General features: G+C 41.5%; 21 protein-coding genes. 6 read left to right on the forward strand and 15 right to left on the reverse strand.

Going from position 1 to position 26173, the window contains the following annotated elements; all coding sequences use genetic code 11:
- The first annotated feature begins 252 nt into the window (after positions 1–252).
- Positions 253–2478 (forward strand): catalase/peroxidase HPI, encoded by a 2226-nt coding sequence (gene katG, locus NU887_RS01520; RefSeq protein WP_258421585.1) that lies wholly within the window; start codon positions 253–255, stop codon positions 2476–2478.
- 59 nt (positions 2479–2537) lie between these two features.
- On the opposite strand, the gene NU887_RS01525 is transcribed toward katG, so the two are convergent.
- The 6 genes from NU887_RS01525 to NU887_RS01550 form a co-directional block, all read right to left on the reverse strand.
- Positions 2538–3347, reverse strand: coding sequence for a sterol desaturase family protein (locus NU887_RS01525; protein ID WP_258421586.1), 810 nt, complete (start codon positions 3345–3347; stop codon positions 2538–2540).
- 131 nt (positions 3348–3478) lie between these two features.
- Positions 3479–4057 (reverse strand): YdeI/OmpD-associated family protein, encoded by a 579-nt coding sequence (locus NU887_RS01530; protein ID WP_258421587.1) that lies wholly within the window; start codon positions 4055–4057, stop codon positions 3479–3481.
- A 60-nt stretch (positions 4058–4117) separates the two neighbouring features.
- Complete coding sequence (locus tag NU887_RS01535; protein ID WP_258421588.1) at positions 4118–5074, reverse strand: MarR family transcriptional regulator; 957 nt, start codon at positions 5072–5074, stop codon at positions 4118–4120.
- Positions 5071–5334 carry a DUF2024 family protein gene (locus tag NU887_RS01540; protein ID WP_258421589.1) on the reverse strand — a complete coding sequence of 88 codons (264 nt, stop codon included), beginning with the start codon at positions 5332–5334 and terminating at the stop codon, positions 5071–5073. Before NU887_RS01540 ends, NU887_RS01535 begins: the two co-directional genes overlap by 4 nt.
- Before the next feature lie 138 nt (positions 5335–5472).
- Positions 5473–6210 (reverse strand): hypothetical protein, encoded by a 738-nt coding sequence (locus NU887_RS01545; RefSeq protein WP_258421590.1) that lies wholly within the window; start codon positions 6208–6210, stop codon positions 5473–5475.
- Positions 6211–6285: 75 nt separating this feature from the next.
- A complete protein-coding gene (locus NU887_RS01550; protein ID WP_258421591.1) occupies positions 6286–6519 on the reverse strand; it encodes a thioredoxin family protein in 234 nt (77 codons plus the stop codon).
- 371 nt (positions 6520–6890) lie between these two features.
- Here NU887_RS01550 and NU887_RS01555 point away from each other — a divergent pair, with 371 nt between their 5' ends.
- Both NU887_RS01555 and NU887_RS01560 read left to right on the forward strand, forming a co-directional pair.
- The gene (locus tag NU887_RS01555; RefSeq protein ID WP_258421592.1) at positions 6891–7904 is read left to right on the forward strand and encodes an LLM class flavin-dependent oxidoreductase; all 1014 of its coding nucleotides are present in this window, start codon (positions 6891–6893) and stop codon (positions 7902–7904) included.
- A gap of 346 nt (positions 7905–8250) precedes the next feature.
- The gene (locus NU887_RS01560) at positions 8251–9594 is read left to right on the forward strand and encodes an enolase C-terminal domain-like protein (protein WP_258421593.1); all 1344 of its coding nucleotides are present in this window, start codon (positions 8251–8253) and stop codon (positions 9592–9594) included.
- Between the two features lie 352 nt (positions 9595–9946).
- Here the strand turns inward: NU887_RS01560 and NU887_RS01565 are convergent, their stop codons facing one another.
- From NU887_RS01565 to hutH, 8 genes are all read right to left on the reverse strand, one after another.
- Positions 9947–11845: a PAS domain-containing sensor histidine kinase gene (locus NU887_RS01565; protein ID WP_258421594.1), complete on the reverse strand. Its 1899-nt coding sequence runs from the start codon at positions 11843–11845 to the stop codon at positions 9947–9949.
- Between the two features lie 48 nt (positions 11846–11893).
- Positions 11894–13033: a PAS domain S-box protein gene (locus NU887_RS01570; protein WP_258421595.1), complete on the reverse strand. Its 1140-nt coding sequence runs from the start codon at positions 13031–13033 to the stop codon at positions 11894–11896.
- A gap of 223 nt (positions 13034–13256) precedes the next feature.
- A complete protein-coding gene (locus tag NU887_RS01575) occupies positions 13257–14033 on the reverse strand; it encodes a DUF72 domain-containing protein (RefSeq protein ID WP_258421596.1) in 777 nt (258 codons plus the stop codon).
- A gap of 166 nt (positions 14034–14199) precedes the next feature.
- Positions 14200–15237 (reverse strand): YrzE family protein, encoded by a 1038-nt coding sequence (locus tag NU887_RS01580; protein ID WP_258421597.1) that lies wholly within the window; start codon positions 15235–15237, stop codon positions 14200–14202.
- A gap of 287 nt (positions 15238–15524) precedes the next feature.
- On the reverse strand, positions 15525–16373 hold the full coding sequence (locus NU887_RS01585; protein ID WP_258421598.1) for a DUF1460 domain-containing protein: 849 nt from the start codon (positions 16371–16373) through the stop codon (positions 15525–15527).
- A gap of 136 nt (positions 16374–16509) precedes the next feature.
- On the reverse strand, positions 16510–18525 hold the full coding sequence (locus NU887_RS01590) for a urocanate hydratase (RefSeq protein ID WP_258421599.1): 2016 nt from the start codon (positions 18523–18525) through the stop codon (positions 16510–16512).
- Between the two features lie 264 nt (positions 18526–18789).
- A complete protein-coding gene (gene hutI / locus NU887_RS01595; protein ID WP_258421600.1) occupies positions 18790–20028 on the reverse strand; it encodes an imidazolonepropionase in 1239 nt (412 codons plus the stop codon).
- 465 nt (positions 20029–20493) lie between these two features.
- A complete protein-coding gene (hutH, locus tag NU887_RS01600; protein ID WP_258421601.1) occupies positions 20494–22065 on the reverse strand; it encodes a histidine ammonia-lyase in 1572 nt (523 codons plus the stop codon).
- Between the two features lie 348 nt (positions 22066–22413).
- Between hutH and NU887_RS01605 the strand changes: the two genes are divergently transcribed.
- From NU887_RS01605 to NU887_RS01615, 3 genes are all read left to right on the forward strand, one after another.
- Complete coding sequence (locus NU887_RS01605; protein ID WP_258421602.1) at positions 22414–23292, forward strand: LysR family transcriptional regulator; 879 nt, start codon at positions 22414–22416, stop codon at positions 23290–23292.
- Between the two features lie 88 nt (positions 23293–23380).
- Positions 23381–24535 (forward strand): DUF4221 family protein, encoded by a 1155-nt coding sequence (locus tag NU887_RS01610; protein ID WP_258421603.1) that lies wholly within the window; start codon positions 23381–23383, stop codon positions 24533–24535.
- 65 nt (positions 24536–24600) lie between these two features.
- On the forward strand, positions 24601–25713 hold the full coding sequence (locus NU887_RS01615) for a 6-bladed beta-propeller (protein ID WP_258421604.1): 1113 nt from the start codon (positions 24601–24603) through the stop codon (positions 25711–25713).
- 3 nt (positions 25714–25716) lie between these two features.
- On the opposite strand, the gene NU887_RS01620 is transcribed toward NU887_RS01615, so the two are convergent.
- Positions 25717–26172 carry an RES family NAD+ phosphorylase gene (locus tag NU887_RS01620; RefSeq protein ID WP_258421605.1) on the reverse strand — a complete coding sequence of 152 codons (456 nt, stop codon included), beginning with the start codon at positions 26170–26172 and terminating at the stop codon, positions 25717–25719.
- Position 26173 lies beyond the last annotated feature (1 nt).

A 26173-nucleotide genomic window follows, 5' to 3' on the forward strand; every position in this document is an offset into this window, starting at 1 on the left:
AAGTAAAGTCAGTTCAGCTCTAAAAATCAGCTTTGGATTTAAAAAAAAGGAAATCCCCAATGCTTTTGAAAATTTGATTTTAATTATGAACCGAATCTCCTGATCAAAATCATTTTTTGACAAAAAGTTTTTAGGTAAGTTGACACCGTATTAGATTTGTATAAGAGTCATAGATTTTATCAATCAAAAAATAAATTCAATAATCCCTATATTTTGTAAATTCGCAAATACATCAAAATAATCAAATCAATCATGGATCATAATACAAATCAAAATGGTGGCGATTTGAGTAAGTGCCCATTTCACAATGGTCAACTCTCTCAAGCCGCGGGTGCAGGACCTAGAAACCGGGACTGGTGGCCCAATCAATTGAAGCTCAATATACTGCGTCAGCATTCCTCTCTTTCCAATCCGATGGAAGAGAATTTCAATTATGCTGAAGCTTTTAAGTCCTTGGATCTTTCCGAGGTAAAAAAGGATATTGCAGAATTACTTCAGACTTCACAGGATTGGTGGCCAGCGGATTATGGCAATTACGGACCATTAATGATCAGAATGGCTTGGCACAGTGCAGGCACTTACCGTGTTCAGGATGGACGTGGAGGCGCAGGATTCGGGACCCAACGTTTTGCTCCGCTAAACAGTTGGCCGGATAATGCCAACTTGGATAAAGCTCGTCTTCTTCTTTGGCCAATCAAGCAAAAATATGGCAAAAAACTTTCTTGGGCAGATTTGATGATTCTCACCGGAAACGTTGCCCTTGAGACCATGGGATTTAAAACTTACGGTTTTGCCGGTGGCAGGGCCGACGTTTGGGAACCAGCAGAGGACATTTATTGGGGTTCCGAAGGACAGTGGATGGGAGATGATAAGAGATATAGTGGAAAAAGAGAATTAGAGCAGCCACTCGGTGCTTCCCATATGGGTCTAATATATGTCAATCCCGAAGGTCCACAAGGTCAGCCTGATCCACAGGGAGCAGCATATGACATCAGGGAGACTTTTGGCCGTATGGCAATGAACGATTATGAAACTGTTGCCTTGATCGCAGGTGGACACACCCTAGGAAAGACTCACGGCGCAGCCGACCCAACCAAATATGTCGGTCCTGAGCCTGAAGGAGCGAGCATTGAAGAGATGGGTATGGGTTGGAAAAATTCTTTTGGTAAAGGGAATGCCGGTGATACCATTACTTCTGGACTGGAAGGTGCATGGACGACTACTCCTACCAAGTGGAGCAACAACTATTTTGAAAACCTATTTGGGTTTGAATGGGAACTGACCAAAAGCCCTGCCGGTGCACATCAGTGGAGGCCTGCCAATAATGGGGGAGCTGGGACTGTACCTGATGCCCACGATCCTAATAAAAAACATGCTCCATTCATGCTTACTACCGACATAGCATTGAGAGTGGATCCGATTTATGAGAAAATCTCTAGGCATTTCTTGGAAAATCCTGAGGAATTCAACGAGGCTTTCGCAAAAGCTTGGTTTAAACTGACCCACCGTGATATGGGACCAAAGTCCCGCTATATAGGACAGGAAGTACCTGCCGAGGATTTGATTTGGCAGGATCCGATTCCTGCAGTCAACCATGAATTGGTAAATGAATCTGATATTGCAGAATTGAAAAAAAATATCTTGGCCTCAGGCTTGACGATATCTGAACTGGTTTCCACAGCTTGGGCTTCGGCATCAACCTTCAGAGGGTCAGATAAGCGTGGTGGAGCCAACGGTGCACGTATCCGTCTTGAACCAATGAAAAATTGGGTAGCCAATAATCCTGCACAACTTTCAAAAGTATTGGGCATACTTGAAAGTATTCAGGAGGAATTTAACAGCCTACAATCTGGAAATAAAAAAGTTTCTCTTGCAGACCTGATTGTATTGGCTGGATGTGCTGCTATTGAAAAAGCAGCAAAAAATGCCGGAAATGAAATCTCTGTACCATTTACTCCTGGAAGAATGGATGCTTCTCAGGAAGAAACAGAAATAGACTCTTTTGCTTTCCTTGAACCTAAAGCAGATGGTTTCCGCAATTATTTCAATGCCAAGAACATGGCTTCTGCAGAAGAAATGTTGGTAGACAAAGCACAACTTCTGAATTTGACTGCACCTGAAATGGCTGTTCTGGTTGGCGGTCTTCGTGTCTTGAACACCAACTTTGACAAATCCAGACACGGTGTCCTTACCAACAATCCTGAAAGTTTGACCAATGATTTCTTCTTGAACCTTCTGGATTTGAGAACTACCTGGAGAGCGACTTCTGACGCACAGAATTTGTTCGTGGGAAGTGACAGGATGACTGGAGAACCTAAATGGTCTGCCACCAGAGTGGATCTTATATTTGGTTCTAATTCAGAATTGAGAGCGGTTTCAGAAGTGTATGGATGCGCAGATGGCAAAGAAAAATTCTTACATGACTTCGTAGCAGCTTGGAATAAGGTAATGAACCTTGACCGTTTTGATCTAGCCTAATTTTAGGATAAGTTTTATTTGATTGAAAAGGTGGTCTGGAAACGGGTCACCTTTTTTATTTATTCAGGTTTTTCCTTAGTGGTATGCGCTATAAACCGCTTTTCAAAACCAGCATCTTCTGTCTTCATCCACACATCCCAAAATGTGAAATACAGGCCGTAATTACAGCGGTACCTCAGGTGGTGCAGGTCATGGTGTGTCGCACCTACCATCCATCTGGCAAGTGGGGAGCGTAAAGTCGAACTTGAGTAGACCTCCACTCCAGCATGATTGATCACGGCGGTGATGGACATGGTCAACAACAAAGCCAACAAGACTGAAAAATGCATGGGAAGAAAAAGGACTAAAACCGGTAAAAAGATTGCCTGAAGTAAAGCCTCTATTGGGTGAAAGGAAAAGGAAGTAAATGAACTTGTGTAAAGGCTATTATGGTGGATATTATGGAAATGCCTGAGGACTTTGGGTAGGTGCATCCATCTGTGAAGCCAATAGTAGTAAGTCTCGTGAATAAACATAGCCAGGAAAAAGCTGATTGGAAGCCAAAGGATATCCCAAGTGGTGAGCGCCGTATATAGCTTGGTGTATCCACGCTGCCAGAAGATCAGCATAACCGCTCCCGAAACAGCAAATATGATCGCCCCGAGAAAAGAATACCAGATTTCCGTCTTGACCTGAGGGACTTTTACCTGTTGGTGAAGCCTGCGGTAAGGGAGGGCGTCTCCTAGTTTTTTGTAGACCAACTCATGGTACACCCAAGCCAAAAGCAGGTACCTGAAAAAAATCCCTGCCAAAAGGATTGAAAAAATGATCAGGAAATTTTTGGGTTGGGTATAATCTGTAGCCAATAACCAATCGAGGTTGAAATCCATTATTGAGTTACTTTAAACCGTGAATTTAAAGAAAAAATAGATGGACAATGTTTTTGATAATTGTTAATATTCACAAAAGCATCAGAATTTGAATTCCTTTAGGATACCCTTCTCCATATCAAATTAATCTGTCAACGAAATTGCTTTGGTTTCAGATGTTGTTCTGCCAGGTTGACGATTTCTGTAATCCTATTTTGACGTGTTTCCGGTCGCTTGGCAAGTACAAGCCACTGTAGAATATTTCTTTTATCTGACCTGCTCAACCCCTCAAAGTAGGTTTTTGCATTTGGCTTTGTTTGAAATTCGGCCTCCAGATCGGGAGGGATGATCAGGGCTTCGGCATCATCCAAAATTGTCCAAGAGCCATTTTGCTTTGCAATGGCAATCACATCGAAACCTGCCTTTGTCATCAGTCCTTGGGCCGTCAACCGCTCGATTTTTTCTTTGTTTATCTTCGACCACACGCTTTTAGGCTTTCTTCTGCTAAAGAACTGCATGTATTTTTGGTCATCAAGCGGTTTTGATTTACTGTCTATCCATCCAAAACAAAGCGCCTCGTCCACCGCTTCATTGTAGAGAACCGAGGCAGTATTTGATTTCTTTTTATAGTAAATAAGCCAAATGGATTGCTTGACATGGTGGTTCTGTTGAAGCCAATCACGCCATTCTTGCCGGGATTTTGGATAAAATGTTTCGGTCTCTTTTTCCATCTCAATCGTCTGTGAAATCAAATCTAACTATAAGGAATGCCCACAGTAGTGTGGGAAAATTCATCGGTCCAAGTTGTGTTCAGGGCAATCTAATCTTAATTCATTTTCAGCAAGTTGGGTTTTCAAAAGTTTGCAATAATGAATACCATTGTTTATTTGGTAATTAGAACATGTAAAACACATTCTTTGAATAGTAATAATGCCTGCTTTATTTAGTTCGTATATTAATTTTAGCAACCCATTAAGCATTATTGTTTTTTGTTCTTCAGTCAATAGTTCAATGGGTTTCTCTATCGAAGAAGCAAAAAAAGATGCTTTTTTAGCTATTTTTTCTCCATCATTTGTCAGTGAAAGAGAATAACTCCTTGTGTCAACAGGATCGGTTTCTTTGGTCAATAATTCTTTAGAAAGTAAAACTTTAACACTATCACTAATAGTAGCTTTAGTCATATTGAACTCGGTCGCCAAATATCCCACCTTGCATTTTTCTGCCGAATGAAAATAAATAAAAATTAAAATTTGAATCTGTATCGGGCTTAATGAATTCTCTTTGCTTTCATTCCATAATAACACTCTAAAAGCCTCTGAGATTCTTTCCAAAGCCACAACAATTCGACTTTCAGTTTTTTGATTTTGTTCGACTAAATTGAATGGTGAATAATTTATCCCCATATTTTTAGCTACATAAATCCAGGCTTTTCTTCCCGACTCAAAAGTTTCAAGAATCCTAACGTATTCGCTTACTTCATATTTATCTGTTTCAGCAAGTTCTCTGTCTGTAATTTCAAATATTTTTCCTTCAATATAATCAGCTTGATTTCTTGAGTTTATAGCAATGGGGTGATGCTCAACTTGACTTTTGGCTAGAACTGTTGAATCGGTGATCCGCAGATTTTCAATTTTATACCCTAATAATTTATCCCGCTGTCCTTTTAAAATTCGACCATAGGTTTCAATCTGTACTTTTTCTAACTGCAAAGTACCATAAGAGAAGAGTAAATGTGTAGTCTCATTCATTTGCAGTTTTCCATTTCATTGATAAAATAACCTTGGTTTTTTATTTCTACTTCCCATGCTGGTTGGAGCGTTTCTATATGACAAAACCTACATTCATTTGATGTAATAGGTTGCCCTTGCTGACCTTTGGTGATCAAATATTCTTTGCCATAACTATAGATTATTGCAGCGTCTTTTATTTCTTCGGGGGCAATAATGTCAAAGTGCATTATTCCACCATCTTTTTTTGTAACATAAGTGTCCCAAACTGCTACTTTCATTTTTTTAAAGTTTTGATTTTTGATCGGGTTTAAACAAGAAAATCAAGAAACAAATCAAGTACAAATAAAATCCTTATTGTTGATTTGTATAAATTAAAGCCTTGCAAAGGTAGGATCCCAACTTTGCAAGGCTATTAATTATTTTACTTTGTAAGGTAATGACAAATTTCCGCTGGCTATTGAATATACTTTATAAACGCCAAGCATAGGTTTATCACCACCACCGTGACCCCCATCTCCGCCTGTGGTTACCTGCATAAAAGCCGCAACTCCATCATAGGAGAAATCCTTTTTGTTGCTCATTCTGTAATCAGGAACAACCACCCTAATTGTGTTTCCATTTGTGATGACTTGAAATCCCGGTGAGTCCATATACATTGGCATCCCAGGATTAGTTGGAGGCAGTACCACACTTTTGTCCTTTGGGTCAAACTCCTTTACAGCCAATCCGCCTTCCACTCTTTTATCTTCAGTGAGAATTACCCAGTGTGGATGCCAAATTATACCGTCATTTGCAAAATTGCGGTCTGAGTTTTCATCCCAAAGTGGTGTGTCGTCAAAATCCGGATGTGAAGTTAAGGCAAGAGCCAATATTCCTTCGGTGTTACCAAACCCAACATCAGTTGGCTTTAGGGAAGTGGGGAATACATATCCCAAAACAGGTGCTCCATTAAGTTGCCCGGCCGGTTTGGGAGTGGTATTGCCTGCTGTTCCCTTTACAGTAATCTCCCAAATTGTTGCACCAATTTCGGGTGAATGCTTAATCTCAACATTTTGGATTTGAAAATCATCATTGTTATAGTTTCTGCACTTTTCGCAAGCATAGCTTTTAAAAGCAAAAACTGAAAGTCCTAAAAGAAGAAGTATTTGTTTCATATTTTGAAATTTAATGGTTAACCAAAAGTCAGAAGCCTATAAATGATATGTAATCCGACTTATTAAGGAAGTTTTTTACCCTTTTACATCAGCTATCGATGCTCCAAAATTGATGTGTAATACATTCCCGTTCGGTGTTAATAATGCGGGCACAGATTGTACACCTGCTTTTTCAGCTTCTAAAATCCGGCTTCTGTCTTTACCAATGTGAACAAGTTCTACATTGTCTGATCCAATTAAATTAACAATGTCGTGCTCTGCACTTAGGCATACCGGACATCCTGCATGATAGAAAATAGATTTTTCCATTTTTTTTAAGATTAGTTGTTATTGGCATTATTGCCACACAATTATAGTAAGGAATCCTAACTATCCAAAAAACTTTTGTGAAATTTCATCTAAATATTTTTAAAAAATTGATTTTCAACTATTTAGGAATGTCAAAAAGGAAGGGAATTGGTTTACTGTGAAATTAAATTTGTTTGATTTATTTGTAAAATGCTTTAGAGAGAACCTATTGGCCTAGATTCATTGTTGAATTTAAACGTATCCCGACCATATATAGGGATGATACTAGATCAATATCAACATATATGCATCCCGTGCTATAGGGACAATTAATATCTGATTGGATAGAAAAATCATCCAATCAACCCTAACCAACAATTATCAAATCAATCATGATCAATAAAAATATAGCTTACTCCATCTTAGAACTTGCTATTGTTCCTAAGGGTGGAACCATCAAACAAACATTGAACAATTCACTAGCACTGGCCCAAGCCGCTGAGTCAATGAATTATAAGCGGTATTGGTTTGCGGAGCACCATAATTCTGAGTATATCGGTAGCAGTGCCACTTCCATCCTGATTGGGTACGTGGCAGAAAATACCCAAACCATCCGGGTAGGTTCCGGTGGGATTATGCTGCCCAATCATTCTCCCCTGATTATCGCGGAGCAGTTTGGAACCTTGGCGCATCTCTATCCCAACCGGATTGATTTGGGTCTTGGAAGAGCGCCGGGTACAGATTCGGCGACGGCACAAGCAATCAGGTCTGATTTTATGATGGCAGCTCACTCTTTTCCGCAGGAAGTAGAAAAAATTGAGGGTTATTTTTCCATCAAAAACAAAAGTGCCAAAGTAAGGGCCTCCATTGCGGAAGGCACGGATGTACCGCTGTATATTTTGGGATCGAGTACAGACAGTGCGCATTTGGCTGCAAAAAAGGGATTGCCTTATGCCTTCGCCAGCCATTTTGCATCCACTTACCTGATTCAGGCTTTGGGCATCTACCACCGGGAATTTCAGCCTTCGGAGTTTCTGGATAAACCATATACTTTGGCAGGGGTGAATGTATTTGTGGCAGATACAGATGAAGAAGCAGAAAGGCTGTATACTACTTTGATCCGGATGTTTTTTAGTGTGTTGACAGGTGCCAGAGATGGCCTACAACCACCGACAGAAATGACCCAGGACCTGAAGGAAATGGTGCAACATCCTTCCCTGCAGCAGATGCTGAAATATTCCTTTGTAGGAAGTAAGCAAACAGTAAAGAAACAGGCAAAGGAATTTTTGGCGCAAACCCAAGTGGATGAAATCATCGCCACTTCGACCATGTATGCCGTTGAGGACAGGATTAAGTCTGCCAGGCTTTTTGCAGAAGTAATGGCGGAGATCAATGCGCAGAATTAAGAGTAAATTCCTTGAAATTTTGCCTAAAAATTTATTGCTGCCATTATCGTCAGGGCACTATACCTCCATTGGTCATCCCCAATCCCATTTACTTCTACCCGTGTGGTATTGTATTAATATATTGCCTGCAGGTCAAGGGTTTTTGTTTTGTTTTTGAAAGGTGTAAGTGAATACCCCAAGCAAAAGAGGCATTTATAAAGTAAATATCACTTACTTTAATGGAAGTTTTTTATCCCGACCAAGTCATTTTTTGGTTGACAAAATTTAATTCAATTTCTGCTTAAGGAAAAAAGCTTGTAGAAATTCCAACCTTTCAGTAGTTTGAACAATAAACCCATAACCATCCATGAAAAACAAAAACACTGGAATTCAGAGAAGAGAGGTACTTAAGCAACTGGGATTAGGAACCGCAGCAATGGGCTTGTTTAGCGGAACTGCTTTTGCTACATCAGATAAACAGACTCCTTCCTACGCCAAAGGGATGGCACCCGTCACCATCAAAAGCGTCAAAGCCATCACGACCAGACCCAGCGGGTCCAACCTGATTGTCGTGAAAGTCGAAACTTCCGAGCCCGGTTTGTATGGTTATGGCTGTGCCACCTTTACCCAGCGGGCATTTGCGGTGCTTCCTGCGATCGAATACCTGAATGAGTTTTGTGAGGGAAAGGACGTGGACAACATTGAGGACATGTGGCAATCAGCCTATGTAAGTTCCTATTGGCGGAATGGTCCGGTGCTCAACAATGCTTTGAGCGGTCTTGACCAGGCACTTTGGGATATCAAAGGCAAAAGGGCAAATATGCCTGTGTACCAAATATTGGGTGGAAAATGCCGTTTTGCAATTCCTTGTTATGCCCATGCCAACGGGAAAACCCCCGAGGAAGTGGCTGCCGATGTGCAGAAATTTATGGATCAGGGATACAAATATGTCAGGATCCAACAGGGAGGATATGGCGGAGCGAATATTTCAGGAACTCCTGATTTCAAAAAAGCCGGTTTTGCAAAAGATACCGATGGGTTTATGGATCAGCGGGTTTATCTCCAGTCAGTTCCCAAGATGTTTGAAGAAGTCAGGAAAGTCTGTGGGCATGAAGTACAACTTTTGCATGATATCCATGAGCGCGTCCGTCCGATAGATGCCATCAATCTGATCAAGAATCTGGAGCAATATGATCCTTTTTTTATTGAAGATCCTTTTTCTCCCGAGAATATGGAATGGTTCAAGCAACTTCGTGCCACCACTTCTGTACCGATTGCAATGGGAGAATTGTTTAACAATGTGAATGAATTCAAAGAACCGATGACCAACCATTGGTTTGATTATATCAGGATCCATGTGTCGCAGATTGGAGGTTTGACACCGGCGATGAAGGTGGCGAGACTTGGGGAGTTTTATGGCATCGACACGGCTTGGCATGGTCCGGGGGATGTTTCGCCTGTTGGTCATGCCGCCCAGGCACATATGGATTATGCCATCTGGAATTTTGGCATTCAGGAAGCTGCCCAGTTTTCTGATCAATTGAGAGAAGTATTTCCTGGTTGCCCCACGATGAACAATGGCTATATGTCAGTCAATGAAGCCCCTGGTTTTGGGGTGGAGGTGAATGAAACCCTCGCCGCAAAATATCCCATGACGACCAAATCGAGTTGGACCGTCAGGAAGGCTGACGGAACGATTATCAAGCCTTAAATTAAAAAATCAGGTAATTAATATTAAATGAAGGTTTATGAAAAACAAATATCAAATTCATATACTCATCGTTTTTAGTGTGGTGGCAGGATCTTTCCTCTTTTATGTAATCTTTCATTTTGGAGAAAAATTCGGTAAGTATCTAGCTGGAATATTTTAAAAAAATGGGTTTAAAAATTCAACAATTCCTCATTCACCATCCCCGGTAGTGTCACTTCAATCCAGGTGTTCTTTCCATTTTTCTCTTGATCGCCAACAATGCGTTTTCCATTAAACTTGCTTAAAAATTGAAAAATCAAATGCATACCTTCATAAAATTGTCAAATCTGTCTCACCAATAATTAATCCAATTTCAATTCGCAGGAATATAAATGTCAAAAGTTGCTCCTTTGTTGACTTCGCCGGTGGCTGTGATGATTCCTTCATGGTTTTCCACTATTTTTTTCACAATGGAAAGTCCAATGCCTGTTCCGGAGTATTCATTTTTTCCGTGAAGACGCTGAAACACCTCAAATATTTTTTCGCTGTATTGTTGGTCAAAGCCAATCCCATTGTCAGAGAAGGAAATGTGACAGTACTTTTTTTGGGGTAAAAGTTTTTCATTTTTTAATTCCTTTCCGTACTCATTTCGGGCTTTGATTTTAATATAAGGAGGCATTGTTGGATTCGAAAACTTCAATGCATTTCCCATTAAATTGTGCATGAGTTGCTCAAACTGAAAAGGGATGATATTGGCTACACAAAGATCATTTGCTTCAATGATGGCATGTTTTTCCAATATATCCTCTTTGTAGTCCTCTATGATGAGGGCAACAATCTCTCCAAGGTCGGTAGGTTCCAATCTGGGTTCATTTTTGTTCATCCTTGAATAGGTCAATAAATCCTGAATCAAGTTTTGCATACGTTGGGCGGCATGTTGCATCCTGTTAAAATAGTCCTTTCCTTGTTCTGACAGGTTGTTGACTTCTTTCCCTTGGATCCGTGAGGCGAAGGTCTGGATTTTGCGAAGGGGTTCTTGCAGATCGTGGCTGGAGATATAGGCAAATGACTGTAGTTCTTTGTTTAACTTCTGGAGTTCTATGTTTTTTAATTCCAGGTTTTCCTCCGCTTTCTTTCGGTCGGATATGTCATTGATTGCACCTAGAAAATATTGCTTGTCTCCAATTTTTATGATTTCGGAGGATGTTAGGCCATAAAATTTCTCACCGGACTTTTTGATAAACTCAATTTCTTTGTTTTTGATTCTACCATTTGCTTTTATTTCTTGAATGATTGCTTCTCGTGATTCAGCATCTATCATTCCAATTTCAAGGGAAGTTTTGTCGATTGCTTCTTCCCGGCTAAAACCAAAAGTATTTATGAATTCATCATTGACCATTAAAATTTTGCCTGACTTAACGTCTGATAAGGTCTTGCATATGGGAGAAAGATTAAATAAGGTAAAAAATTTCTCCTCGCTTTCTCTGAGGTCTGCAGTTCGCAAAGCGACTTTTTCTTCTAATTCTTTGGTAAAGGATTTTTCGGCATGGGTGTCAGTAAATGAACCCACCCACTTGACGATTGTATTATTTTCATCAAATATTGGATTGGCTTTTCCTTTATGCCATCTATATTCCCCTTCTTTGCTTTTCAGGCGGACATCACAGATATACTTTTCGCCTGTTGCCAGGCTGTTTTTCCAGACTTGATTGATATTCTCGTAATCATCAGGATGGACGATTGCGATCCAGTCTTTTTCGCCTAGGGCCTCGATTCCTGTATATTCTTTCCACCTGAAAGAGGAAAATTCACCATTCCCATGTGCATCAGTCACCCAAACAAGCTGAGGTAAAGTTTGGACCAGAGAGCGAAATCTTTCCTCCCTTTCTTTCAATTCGTTTTCGATCTTAACCTTGTCGTCGATATCGGTGTTGGTGCCGATCCACCGGTGTATTTTTCCGTTTTCATCGGTGATAGGCACTCCTCGTGTGAGAAACCAACGGTATTCTCCATCAGCCCGCCTGAGTGGAAATGTAAGTTCAAAGGGTTCGTTTGTCACCCATAGTTTTTTTGATATTTCTAAAATCCTTTCCACATGGTCCGGATGGTGTACTTTTTGCCATCCCCAACCCTTCATTTCTTCCAATGTTAGCCCTGAGTAGTCCAGCCACCGCTGGTTATACCAAAAAATATTCCCATCTCCGTCGGCTATCCAGGCGAGGTTTTGAATGTTATTACTAAAAATTCTGAAGCGTTCTTCACTTTCCTGCAAGGCATCCTGCGTTAGTTTTTGACTGTGAATATCAAATCCAATTCCGATTTAGCCCATTAACGTACCATCCTGAAGAAAGCGTGGGTTGCCGGTAAAAAAATGCCACCGATATTCCCCATCGTGGCGTCTAACCCTGATCGAAGGAATAACAAAGGAATCTCGATTTTTAAAAGCGGCTCTATAAATGTCCAATGCAATGTCTACATCCTCCGGATGGATGACGCTGTCCCATGACCTGCCCAAGGCTTCTTCGAAAGTAAGCCCGGTATAATCCAGCCATGTCTTATTCCAGTAACTGACAGAAGCCTCTAAGTTAGGTTCTACTATATAGGAAACCATTGGGAGGTTATCCGCCAAGGCCCGGTATCGCTCCTCACTTTCTTTTACTTTAAGGTGCATCAAAGTCTGAGAGGTTACTTCAGACGCTATCATGCCGATACCAACTATTTCATTGTCTGCGTTTTTCTGGGGATAGAGGACAAAATTGTAATACTTCAAGGTTAGTTTGCCGTCCTTGACGATTTTCACCGGAGTTTCGATGGCATTAAAGGGGTTGCCGGTCTGGTATATCTCAGCAAAAATTGCTTTGTACCCCTGTTCTTCTAATTCTGGCAATACCTCAAAATAGGGTTTTCCTACCACCTCATCGCCTTTTCCCCAGATTTCCAATACCGGTTTATTGGCTTCAGTAATGATAAAGTCCGGGCCATTAACGATTCCAATGGCAGAAGGGGATGAATGGATTAATTGGCTGTATCGCTTTTCATTTTCTTCAATTATTTTGGAGGATTCCAATTGGTCGCTGATATCCCGGGTTATGCCGGAAATTTCTTCCACATTGCCATATGAATCCAATACAGGGACAAAAATGTAATCATAAAAACGTTTGCCCATTGAGGCATGTGTAAATGAAACCTGACCTCTGATGCTCTGTTTTGTTGCGATCACTTGGTCTATTTCTTGTTGGTGCATCTCTGCATGCCACTTTTCATACCCTAATTCTGACAGTTTTTTCCCGATGGATTGTTCCCAGGTCAATCCCCACATATTCAATAAAGCATCATTGGCATAAGTGATCTTATAGTTTAAATCAAAGACATGAATTAAGTCCGGCGTGTTCTGGGTGATAGCCTCAAAAAGCCTGAATATTTTGTTTTCCCGGGACATAATGTATTGGGTAAAATCCATTATTTTGACAGAAAAAGATTACAAAAATCACCCATTATTGTCGTATAAAATTTAGGGAGCCAAGATCAGATCTTAGATTTCTATTTTTGGTAAACCAAAAATAGTCATGAAGTGCGGAATATTCAAGGGAAATAGAAAGGTAGTTTTCATCAAAAAATGTATTCACATAGCACTCAAATAGTCTATTTCAGTAATAATGACTTAAATCAGATTACCCAAAGGATCACTTGTCAGTGGAGCTATCATGAAGTAGGCAATTCAGATATTTTGCATTGTGAAATGCATCACCCATGGTATTGTTAAAATAGACAAAAACAGTTTTACCTTCTTCAATCCATTCAAGAATATAGGTAGCATATTCATTCAAAAAATCCATGGAATAGCTTTCACGGTAATTACCGTCCGGACCATGAAATCTGATGTACATGAAATCTGATATAAGGTCCGGCATTTGTGTTGCGGAATTTGCTTTGTCATGAATGACAATGCTTGCGCCATAAAAACCTATCAAATCATATACATTTTGGTCATACCATGATTTGTGGCGAAACTCCACAGCAATCTTCCAACTACTTGGTATGTCAATTTCTTTGATACATTGTAAAAGGTTTTCCAATTGGCCGAAAGCATGAATACCAAGGCTATGGGGTAACTGAATCAGCAGACATCCCTTTTTATCATTGACAGCATTGATTGATTTGAAGAAATTGGACACATCTCCGGATTTGAAATCCAGACTTTTGCTATGGGTTATTGATTTCCATAATTTGAAGGTGAATTTAAAATTTTCAGGTACCGACTCTGCCCACCTTGCCACCGTTGTCGGTTGTGGAACCTTATAAAAGGAGCTGTTTATTTCAATACTGTTAAAAAAAGTAGCGTAGTAAGTTAAGCGGCTTGCGTTTTCATAGGGTGGAGGAAATGAATATTTAGGAATGGGAAGCTGTAATCCGCTGAGTCCGGAATAGAAGGCCAGTTTATTCTCTATTATAAACTCCATACTTTTTTTACCATAGTTTGAATTGGAGGAATTTTTGTTCAGCCAAAAAGAAGCCTGCTTTTCCAAATGGAAAGGCAGGCTTTTTTGGTTTGTATAAATCTTGATACACGAGAATATCTATGAATTTATTTCCTCTTCGGCAGTCCATTTTGCCGAAAATAATAGATTAAACAACATCTCCGCGATCATAATAAGAAGGATCTGTTTTGCCGGCCATGTGATCATGCTTCAAATAATTCTCTCTTAAATTTTTTACTCCCAAAAATCCTCCAAAGGCGGCTGCCATTGCTCCAAGGGTAAGTGCTATAGCTAAGTAGATCGCCGCATTGGCCACAGCATTGGCAATTTCTTCAGCTTTGACTTTTGCCTTTTCTTTGGTTTCCTGTACAAATGCGTCAAATTCCTCGCGTGCCCTTTCAAATTCCGCCACACTGTTATCAACCGTATTCTTCGCTTCAGCCTCTGTCATTCCGGTCCTTTCAACAAGAATATTCACCAAAGCCTGCTTATCGATGGCTTCAAAAGACTGTTCGAACCTATTTTTGGTCTTCCCAAAAACTTCTTCAATGGTGGAATCTCTCCTACCGGGTCGTCTTGCCATTTCCGAAGCTCCTTCTTGGGCATCATTGACAGATCTTCTAGCTTGTGATTCCAGGTACTGGGGATCGAGTTTATCCTTATTGGTATCTTCAAGCAAGGAATAAAATTCGTCCTTGGCACCGTCGAGTGATACTTCAAGGTCTGCAAACTGATCCTTTATTACAGGACCAAGCTGGTCTGCTACCACATCGCCAGTGGTGGAAATTATCCCACCAAAAATATTGCCCACACCTGAAATAATACTCCCTACGACTGAAGTTAACAGCCAGGCTGATACAAGTGTATACAAAGCCCAAGTCATGATTCCCTGAATAACCCCGCTGGTATTAGTGAACGAAACCCCGACTCGGGCCGCTACCAAACCGCCGACAAACAGCACGATCAAATTGCTTACTACCCACCAGATGATAGATCCTGTGCCTAATCCGCTTAAAGGATCGCTTTCCTCAGTTGGCTCGATACTCCATAAACCAATGGCCAGTCCTATTAAATTTAGGATCAGCATTAAGGATAAAGCAGCGATTGTACCTGCCAAAATGGCCCTCCATGAGATCCCTTTTCTGGGAACCTTGTTGTAAAAATTCAATTCAGTAACGTTTTCCATAATCATTAGTTTAAAATAATTAGTAATTTTAAACAAAGTTGAGAAAAACCTAAAAAATATTTCTTACACCAAAACTATAAATATTTATAATATTATGGTTTAAGAATGGTATCGCAATTAAAATTAAAAGATTTGTACCATTAAATGAAGGTACTTAGGCTTTTATTGCTTGTCATTTTAAAAAATCCCCACATTATCTGAAATAATTTTGTAAAGAATATGTAAACGAGTATCCTTTAGATTGCACGCAGGGCCAAAGAGACTTTTTAGGAAAACCAAAAATAAAATTACTTAGTAGGGTTTTGCAAGCGGCAGACCATGATTCCGGATTGGGATTGGTTGCCTTCGAGGTAATCTGACAGGGGTTTTTCTGAAACTTCCACCTTCATAGAACCTGAGCTTGCATGCAGCAAATGGATTCTTCCCTGCCTTTCGATCGCAAATCCCACATGCACTATATCCAGATTGGTCATAGAAGTGGTGATGGCAATCAAGTCGCCGGAATGGATTTTTGTTTCGTGTAAGTGGATTTCATCTTTGGGGATGAAATGGTATTGCCTGCGGGAAATAAGTTCCTCGGTGATTTGGAGTTGGCGCACAAAATCCGGATTTGCCAATTGTGGATAGAATTTTGGGTTGGAGGACATGAAAGAAGGGTTGTTTTCATAGACCCTCCCTCCGATCTCTTTGGTTATGTCCTTCAAAATCCCCTTTTGCTCATTTTCATAAATCCAGTCTGAAAAGTAATGGAACCTGGAAGGATACCCTTTGTTGGTTCCTTCTCTGTAGCGCAAAAACTCAAGTTCCTTTTCATAGCTGCCTATGGAAAAGCTGTTTTGCGCAGCAAGTCGGGTCAGGGTGACTACAGACTCCAGAAAAGTGGTGCAATCCAATCCCGTAAGGTTGATTACGAGTTTTTCATCTCCAGGTATTTCAAGAGTCTTTTCCACATAGGCGGTTTCAAGAAACCTGAGGCCTATTACAATGTTTAGGTCGTTTAAAGATTTTTTAGAAAGGTCTTTACCGGAAAGCTCTAGTAGAATGGATTCCAGTCTTTCACGGCTTTCTGCAGAGCAAACGGTCTGAGCTGGACTTAGCAGCGGGATGAAAAATAAGAATATGGCGGTCAATTTCATTATTGTAATTGGATTAGAATTCACATTCAAATTGCATGATTTTTTTGGAAATGCCATGCGAACTGAAAAAAGACAATTCCAAAATCAAGGTTTATATTGGAATATTGGTTTGGGGTTTGAAATTTGGCTTGATCCTTTATTTTTTATTTCCAAATCTCAAATCGTTCAAAATCTCTTCATCCACCATCTCCGGCAGGGTCACCTTCAATCCCGGGGTTCTTTCCATTTCTCTTTTTATGGCAAATAATGCTTCTTCATTTCTAGCCCAGGCACGGCGGGAGATGCCGTTGTTGACATCATAGAAAAGCATGGATTGGAGCCTTCGGTTGGCTTCTTCACTTCCGTCGAGTAGCAAGCCGAAACCGCCATTGATGACTTCCCCCCAACCTACACCGCCACCGTTGTGGATGGATACCCAAGTGGCGCCACGGAAACTGTCACCGATCACATTGTGGATGGCCATGTCTGCGGTGAATTTGCTGCCGTCATAGATATTGCTCGTCTCCCGAAAAGGGGAATCTGTGCCACTGACATCATGGTGGTCTCTTCCAAGAACAATCGGGGCGGAGATTTCGCCTGATTGGATAGCGGCATTAAAGGCTTTGGCGATTTCGATCCTGCCCTCTGCATCTGCATAGAGGATTCTCGCCTGCGAGCCCACCACCAATTTATTTTTTCCGGCTTCTTCGATCCAGGTAATATTGTCCTGAAGCTGTTGCTGTATTTCCGGAGGTGCTGAGTTTTTGATTTGTTTGAGTACTTCAGCAGCTATTTGGTCGGTCTTGGCTAGGTCTTCGGGATTGCCGGAAGTGCAGACCCAACGGAAAGGTCCAAATCCATAGTCAAAGCACATAGGCCCCAAAATATCCTGTACATAGGAAGGGTATTTAAAATCAATCCCGTTGGCAGCCATGACATCGGCTCCGGCACGGGAGGCTTCCAATAAAAAAGCATTGCCATAATCAAAAAAGTAGGTGCCTTTTGCAGCATGCCTGTTGACTGCAGCAGCATGTCGGCGGAGGGATTCCTGTACTTTGTTTTTGAAAAGTTCAGGTTCTTTGGCCATCATTTCATTGGCTTCCTCAAAACCCAAACCCACCGGATAGTATCCACCTGCCCAAGGATTGTGGAGGGAAGTCTGGTCAGAACCGAGTTCGATGGTGATATTTTCCAGGTCAAATTTCTCCCAGACATCCACGACATTGCCAAGGAAAGCAATGGAAACCACTTCCTCATTTTGCTGCGCCTGACGCACCCGGAGCACCAGATTATCCAAGTCAGTTATCAATTCATCCACCCAACCTTGTTCATGGCGTTTATATGCAGCCTTAGGATTTACTTCGGCACAGACCGTGATGCATCCTGCAATATTTCCAGCTTTTGGTTGGGCACCTGACATGCCTCCCAAACCTGCTGTCAGGAAGACCTTGCCTTTTGGATTAATGGCAGGGCCAAGTTTTTTGCGGAAGGCATTCATCACCGTAATGGTGGTACCGTGGACAATACCTTGCGGGCCGATATACATATAAGAACCTGCAGTCATCTGTCCGTATTGTGTCACTCCAAGGGCATTGTATTTTTCCCAATCATCCGGTTTGGAGTAGTTTGGGATCATCATCCCGTTGGTGACGACTACTCGCGGAGCATCTTTGGAGGAAGGAAAAAGTCCCATCGGATGGCCGGAATACATGTGAAGGGTTTGTTCCTCGGTCATCTCGGCGAGGTACTTCATGGTAAGGAGGTATTGCGCCCAATTTTGAAAGACCGCACCGTTGCCTCCGTAAGTAATGAGTTCTTGTGGATGCTGTGCCACGGCAGGATCGAGGTTGTTTTGGATCATCAGCATGATGGCAGCTGCTTGCTGACATTTTGCCGGATACTCTGAAATTGGCCTTGCCAGCATCTCATAATCCGGCATAAAGCGATACATGTAAATCCTCCCGTATTGCTGTAATTCTTCAAAAAATTCCTTTGCCAATTCCTCATGCCAAGCCTTTGGGAAGTACCTTAGCGCGTTTCTCAAAGCCAATTTCTTCTCATCCGGGCTTAAAATATCCTTTCTTTTTGGCGCATGGCTAAAACTAGGATCAGGTGATTTTCTTGCCGGAAGGGTGGAGGGGATGCCTTGTAGGATTTGGTCTTGGAAGGTCATGTTAGGTAATTGGTTATTCGTTATTGGTTATTTTGCGCTTCACTTAGCTGGTGATTACTATTCAGTTTGGCTTATCCTTGTCATTTCGAACGTAGAGAGAAATCTTTTTCAAGAATTGGGATCAAAGACTTCTCCTTCCGTCCCTGCCTGCGGCAGGCGGGCAAGTGACTCGGAAAGGTCTTTAGATAGTCTTTAATGCAATTTTGGGATTGTATGCTTCACCTTTGCGGTGAATATCCATTAATATCCAATATCAATTAATATCTAAATTTTTATTCCCCTTTTAAATACCATCTTCGGTTTCAATTTCCCCTGATGGTACGTGATTTCCCGGTAATCTGAGGTTTGGAAAAGCAGGATATCCGCCAATTTACCCACAGCAACACTTCCTCTATCCGATAAACCGAGTGCTGCTGCGGCCCGGCAGGTGATTCCGGCCAAGACTTCTGCATTGCTGAGTTTTTCGAATGTTCCCAATATGGATGCCTGCATCAGCAAATCTCCCATCGGTGCCGAACCCGGATTCCAATCTGAAGCGATTGCTAAGGAAGCGCCGGAGTCCAGGAGTTTTCGGGCAGGTGTAAAAGCCATTCCCAAACCGATCGATGCGCCCGGTAATGCCACCGCAACGGTATCCGAATTGGCGAGCAAAGCAATTTCCTTTTCGGTACTTGCTTCAAGATGATCTGCTGAAATGGTGCCAAATGCCACCGCCACTGCCGAACCGCCAACATGAAATTGGTCTGCATGTACCGTGATATCGAATCCAAAGTCTTTGGCTTTTTGGAGGTATTCCCAAATATCCTCCGAACTGAACGCGGAATCCTCGATAAAAGCATCGATCCGGTTGCTTAGATTTTCAGATTTCAAGATTGGGAACAATTCATTGCTGATTATTTCCAGGTATTCTTTTGCTGAACCCTCAAAATCCTTTGGGCAGATATGGGCAGCAAGGCAAGTGGGTACTAAGTCTGCTGCAGTTTCTGAATTTGCCTGTTTGATGGCTTGGAGCATTTTGATTTCTTCAGGCACAGAAAGGCCATAGCCACTTTTGACCTCAATGGTGGTGACACCATCAGTGAGATGACGGTTGGCTCTTTTGACAGTAAGTTTTACCAATTGTTCCAAGGCTGCTTTCCTCGTTTGGGTTACTGTATCCCAGATTCCACCCCCTGAGTTGGCGATCTCAAGGTAGGATTTTCCGGTATTGCGCATCGCGAAATCTTTGGCCCGGCTTCCGGCAAAGCAGATATGGGTATGGCAATCCACAAACCCGGGAAGCGCCACAAAGTCGCCTTGCAAGGTTTCCATTTTGGCACCGATGGACTGCGCTTCGGGATAGATGTCCCAATAACTCCCGATTTCATGGATCTTTTCATCCTTCAAAAATATCCCAGCTTCGGTAATGATTTCAAGTTGGCTGTCTTGCAAAGGGCCTTTTGCCTCCAATCCACGCATGGTCAGGAGTTGTCGTATCGGTCCGATGAGGGTGTAGATGGGCATTTTTTGGTTAATTGTTTATTTGGTTAACTGGTTAATTAACGTTGATGGTTCAAGTCTGTGATGGTTCAAGTCTAATGATTTGACTTAATAATGAGTTTCGGTGATATGCTGTAAAATGGTGTTCGTTTTTGATTTGGCCTTAACTTGTCACCTCGACGAAGGAGAGGTCTTTCTCCAAATTTCTTTCTTCCTTTTAAAAGATTTCTCTGTCGTTCCTCCTTCGAAATGACAAGGACAGGCTTTTCACTCCTCTAATGCTTGAAATGCTACAATCTCTAACTTGGACCCTTAAAATGCAGTCTTGGACTGCGAAGTGGTGAGTCCGAGATCCAAGTCTGAAGACTTGAACCAGATTTGAGTCCAAGTCCGAAGACTTGAACAAAGTGGAAGTCCAAGTCCGAAGACTTGAACTATTTGGTCGATGGGAAGTCCAAGTCCGAAGACTTGAACTATGTGGGACTTGAACTAGTACCTATCAAACTCCTCGGACCACTTTGTCTCCAATTCCAATCCTTCTCTTACCGCCACTTCCTTTGCTAAAGTTAGCAATTCTCCACTTCGGATGATGTCAATGGCTATCTCCATGTCTTCATACATGATCTGATCTTCGGTGACATGGTGGATTTTGGTTCGGACGTGTTCATAGAGGGCGGTCATGATTTTGCCGGACTTCAAAGGGGCATGAAAATCCACAGCCTGTGCCGCGCAGAAGAGTTCGACCCCAAGGATTTTTTCCACATTTTCAATCACCTGCAATGCCTTTCTGGCACCGATACTGCCCATACTCACGTGGTCTTCCTGACCCAAGGAAGTTGGAATACTGTCAGCCGAGGAGGGAAAACACAGCCCTTTGTTTTCACTCGCCAATGCCGCCGTGCTGTATTGGGGAATCATAAAGCCGGAATTCAACCCTGTTTCTTTCAACAACAATTTTGGAACACCCGGAGTATCGCCTTCCAAAGAAAGGTAAATCCTGCGGTCGGAGATATTGCCGATTTCAGAAGCAGCCAAACAGGTATAATCTAATGGCATGGCAATCGGTTGACCGTGGAAATTCCCTCCACTGATGGTATGGTTTTCGTCAAAGACGACGGGATTGTCCGTGACGGAATTGATCTCAGTTTCGATCATTTGCTTCAGGTGAAGCCATGCATTGCGGGATGCACCGTGAACCTGCGGCATACAGCGCAAGGAATATGGATCCTGAACACGAGCACAGGTAGCATGGGAATGGACAATTTCCGACTCATGAAGCAAATTCAAAATCGATTGGGCGACATGTTGGTTTCCTGCGTAAGGGCGGAGTTGGTGAAGGTCTGCACTGAATGGCTTTGTCGAACCCAACAATCCCTCCAACATCATTGCCCCGGTGATGTCGGCATGGGCAAGGATATTGTAAAATCTGTCCACCACCATCACTCCAAAAGCTGCAATGAATTGCGTGCCGTTGATCAGGGCCAAACCTTCTTTAGGCCCAAGGTGAATGGGCTCCAAGTCAAGTTGTTGAAAAAGTTTGGCTGTTGAAATTATTTCACCTTTGAAATGGACTTTTCCCAATCCGATCAAAGGCAAAAATAAATGTGAAAGTGGTGCCAAATCCCCGGAAGCACCCACAGAACCTTGTTTGGGCACGACAGGGACAATATTGTTTTCAATGAAAAAAAGGATCCTGTCCAAAGTACTTTCCTGAATTCCCGAAAAACCCTGTGCCAAAGCATGGGTTTTCAGCACCAACATTAGTTTGGAGATTTCGATGGGGATGGGTTCGCCGAGGCCGACAGCATGGCTTTTCAGAAGGTTTTCCTGGAGTTTTTTGGTTTGCTCCGGAGAGATCATCGTGGTGCACAGAGGCCCGAAGCCGGTGTTGATGCCATATACAGGTTTACCTTTGCTGACTATTTTTTCGACAGCCTGACTGCTTGCTTTGATTTTTTTCCGGCTTTCAGGAGAAATGATGCCTTTGACATTTCCCCTGCAAATGGCGAGTGCAAGTGATGCTGTAAGGTGATCTTGGCCGAAATGGAATGTATTTTTCATGTTGGATTGATTCTAGTTTTTTTGCTCACGCAAAGACGCAGAGGCGCGAGAGTGAGGGGGATTTCGTGAAGATTGCTATTCACTTAACCTTGTCACCTCGACGGAGGAGAGGTCTGTTTTTTATTCCTTCAAAAGATTTCTCTCTACGTTCGAAATGACAAAGGGAAGCTTTTCTTCCTTCAACAGATATTATGGAATTCGATTACTTTCTCTTTTCCTTTGCGTCTCTGCGTCTTTGCGAGATGCTTTTATTTTTTCCTTTGTGCCTCCGTGTCTTTGTGGGATAATCCAAAATTACCCATTATATTCAATACTTATTAATACCAATTTTATTAATAATTAATAACCATGGGTTATCAGATAGCGCTTAGACACCTGGAATATTTTCGAGCCGTGGCCGAAGAACTGAACTTCAGAAAGGCAGCTGAACGGCTTTTTATCTCCCAACCGGGACTCAGTAGGCAGATCAGGCAGATGGAGGAGATTTTGGAGGTGGAGCTTTTTTACCGTACCAAAAGATCTGTGACGCTGACTGCCGCCGGAGAATTTCTCAAAGGTGAAGTCGATTTCATTTTCAACCATTTGGAGCTGACCACCCAACAAGTCAAGAACATCGCTTCAGGCAATATAGGGGAGTTGCGGATCGGGTTTTTGGGTTCGGCAGCACATCAGGTCATTCCTGATTTGTTGGTTCGCCTGAGTAGAGAATTCCCCGGAATTCAGACCAATCTGGAAGAGTTGAGCAACCACCTTCAGGTGGAAATGCTGGAAAAAGACAAGCTCGATCTGGGTTTTGTCAGGTTGGCGCGGGTACCGGATGGACTCAGCATGAAGGCAGTACATCGCGACACTTTTTCATTGGTCTTGCCGCTTAGCCACCCGATAGATGCGGATACTTTTGAGCATGTCGGCCAACTTCAGGAGGAGCCGTTCATTTTGTTTTCGAGTGACTACAGCAGTATTTATTTTGATAAAATCATGAGTATCTGTGAGGACAGAGGATTTACGCCCAAGATTTCGCACAAATCTGTGCATGCCCTGACCATTTTCAAGTTGGTAGAGGCCGGGCTTGGAGTGGCTATTGTACCGACTTCGCTAAAGGAAGGTTATGATCTGAAAGTGAAGTTTTTCGAAATCAAAGGGATTCCGCAGCATACAGAACTTTTTGCCGTTTGGAAAACCGAAAACCGCAATCCGGCATTGAAACATGTTTTGGGGATATTGTAAAAAAAAGTTTTGGTTTTACTTTTTTTTTAGTTGATTTGAATGTTGGTTTTAAGTTTTATTTCACATTTCGAGTTAACTCATTGATTCAATGAAAAAGCATATTTATCTGTTTTCCCCAATTTTCCTTTTACTTTTTTTGTCAATCAATTCTTGCAATAGTGTCGAGGAAAAAAGCCAAGAAAAACATTTCACATTAAAATCCACAGGAGAATTTCTTTCCTTACCATTGGACGAAAATACCCCAAATGTGAGTATGGGTTTGCAGTATTCACAAGGTTTTCTTTTCAATGCCAATTGGGGAAAAAATGAAATTCAGGTGTATGACATTGAAGCAGGCTCAATGATAAAGAGTTTGATTTTTGATAAAGAAGGAGATCAGGGGGTTGGACAGCTATTCGGTTTTCATGTACATTCCTTGGACAGTATATTTCTTTTTTCACAGCTTGATGCGGTGTTGGTGTTGACGGACACCTCGGGCCTTGTCAAAAACAGGATTAGATACCAACAGCCCGATTTGTATTCCCCTGCCTTTGTGCATAATTCTTACTTTCTATCTCCTCCGATTGTAAAAGGAGATGAAATATTTGTAAAAACCCATTTTCAAGGGAATTATAGGGAAGTAACAGCTGAGCAGTTAAGTACATATCATTTGGCCTATGCCGTCAATATGAAAACCGGTTCAGTTCGATTTTTGAAACATACCTATCCTTTTGACTATTTATCCGGTGGATTGAAGCATTTTGAACCAAGTATGGCTACTGATGGGGAAAAGGTTGTCTATTCACTATTTGGAGATCACAGGTTGTTTTTCTCATTCTCATTTGAGGAAGATCTCCAGGCAGTTTCAGTGGCGAGTACCCATTTGGATGAAAGTCTCCCACTTTTCCCCATGCAGGGTGAGCGTTTTGACACACAAAAATATATGCAGGGTTCATCCAGATATGAAAGTTTGATTTACGACCCATTCAGGGAGGTTTATTACAGGTTTGCATTTCCTACTTATACTTTTGAGAGCGATGAAGAAATAAGAAGCCTCCGTACAGAGCCGAGAGAATTTGTGATAATGACCCTAGATAAGGAGTTGAAAATCATCGATGACCAATATTTTGAAGGAAGGAAGTACATGCCAAACAATGTTTTTGTAGGGGAAAAAGGTTTGTACATATCAACTTCCCACCCTAATAATCCTGAAAACCAAGAAGACAAAATGGTTTTTGAGATTTTTGGATTGGAGGAAAAGTAGTTTTATCGAAATAAGGAATCTATCAACAATTCGTAAATTGCTGTTAGTTTATTCAAATCATTGAAATGGGAAACTTTTCGAATTTGTCTAGAATTTGGTTTTTATTTTTCCTCTTGATCTCCTGTAAAAGTCCCGAGCAAATAAAACCAGGATTAATCACACTATCAAAATCTGAAGAGGCCCTGCAACTCGGGACCTATTTTTCAAATATTGAGACTGTACTTTTTGACCCAAACCAACTCATAGGACAGATTGATAAATTGGTTGTTACCAATTCGTTGATAGTCTTTACTGATTTTGATTTGCTCAAATCCATAAAAGTTTTTGACCGTCAAGGTGGATTTATGGCAAGTAAGGATGATTTCGGAGATGATCCTTTGGCAATGGGATACTTCGATGATTTTGCTGTGTTTGAAGAGAAAATCTATGTTTTGGACGGGAACAAGAGGAAGATCTATCTTTTCGATTTTGAACTTAACCTGTTGGATGAAATTTCTATTTCTAATCCGGCATCTGCTTTTTTGATTAATCAGAATGGGATTTTTCTGTACCATATGATCGAGAACCCTGATTTTCCATTCCAATTGTCTTTTTTATCTCATAGTGGAAAAGAGCCAAAGGGTTTGATTTCATTTAACCATAAGTTAGCCGAATCACCTTTTTCGGGTAGTTTTTTTGTCAAAATAAATGAAGAACAATTTGTCCATTACAATCCCGGCCTTGATTCTATCTATCTTTTTTCAGGAAAAAAACATGAATCATTCAAAATAGATTTTGGTACTCAATTTATTGACCTCAATCAATCGAAGGATTTACATCCCGTGGAAAGGTTAAGGTTTTACAATGACTTTGAAGGATACAAACAGCTTTCTGATGGAGTAAAAATGGGAGAGGGATTGATTTTGTTTGGGCTGAGTTATGAGAACAAGCCCCATTACCTCTTGGTGGATTTGGAAAATCAAAAGGCTACTCTTTATAAGACCATCAAGAACAACCTAAAGCCATTGCCTTCTACAATTTTCTTTAGCGGAAATTCAGACAAGCATGCGTGGTACTACCATTCTGCTGACCAAATTAATAAGTTTTATGAATTGAATGATTCGAAAATACCTGTAGAAAACAGGATAGAACTGCCTGAGGATCTAGAATCAAATGTTTTGGTATTACTTGACTATTGAGAGTCAAAACAACCTCCCATCCCAATAAAAATCTTCCAAGCCAATAAGTTTGACATGCGAAGAAAATGAATCATGCTTCGTGTTGATGACAAAATTATGCTCTTGAGGGATCAGAGCTGAAGGGACTTTGAGTATCAGACTTTCTCTTTTTTCAAACCAAGCGCTTCCGATTTCCTGAAGGCGGGGGTAGGATTGTAGGGTATTCCAATTCGGTGGAAGGTCGGAAAGCTGTATTTCCCGGACCATTTCTGGATTTCCAACTGGTATTTCGATGACCATTACTTTATAGGTTTCGGATTGGATGACTGCTGACCGGTGAACAACCAATTCCAAACTTGCCAAAGCCCTACTTTCCGAAGCATAGATTACAAATTGCCCGGATTTATTCCATCTGTTTGTTGCACCTGAAGCTTCAAGTTTTTCGGCATATTTTGCCTTGCTGATCCGATAAGCCAACATA

Origin of the sequence: Aquiflexum gelatinilyticum, from assembly GCF_024741135.1 — a bacterium.
Lineage (GTDB): Bacteria > Bacteroidota > Bacteroidia > Cytophagales > Cyclobacteriaceae > Cognataquiflexum > Cognataquiflexum gelatinilyticum.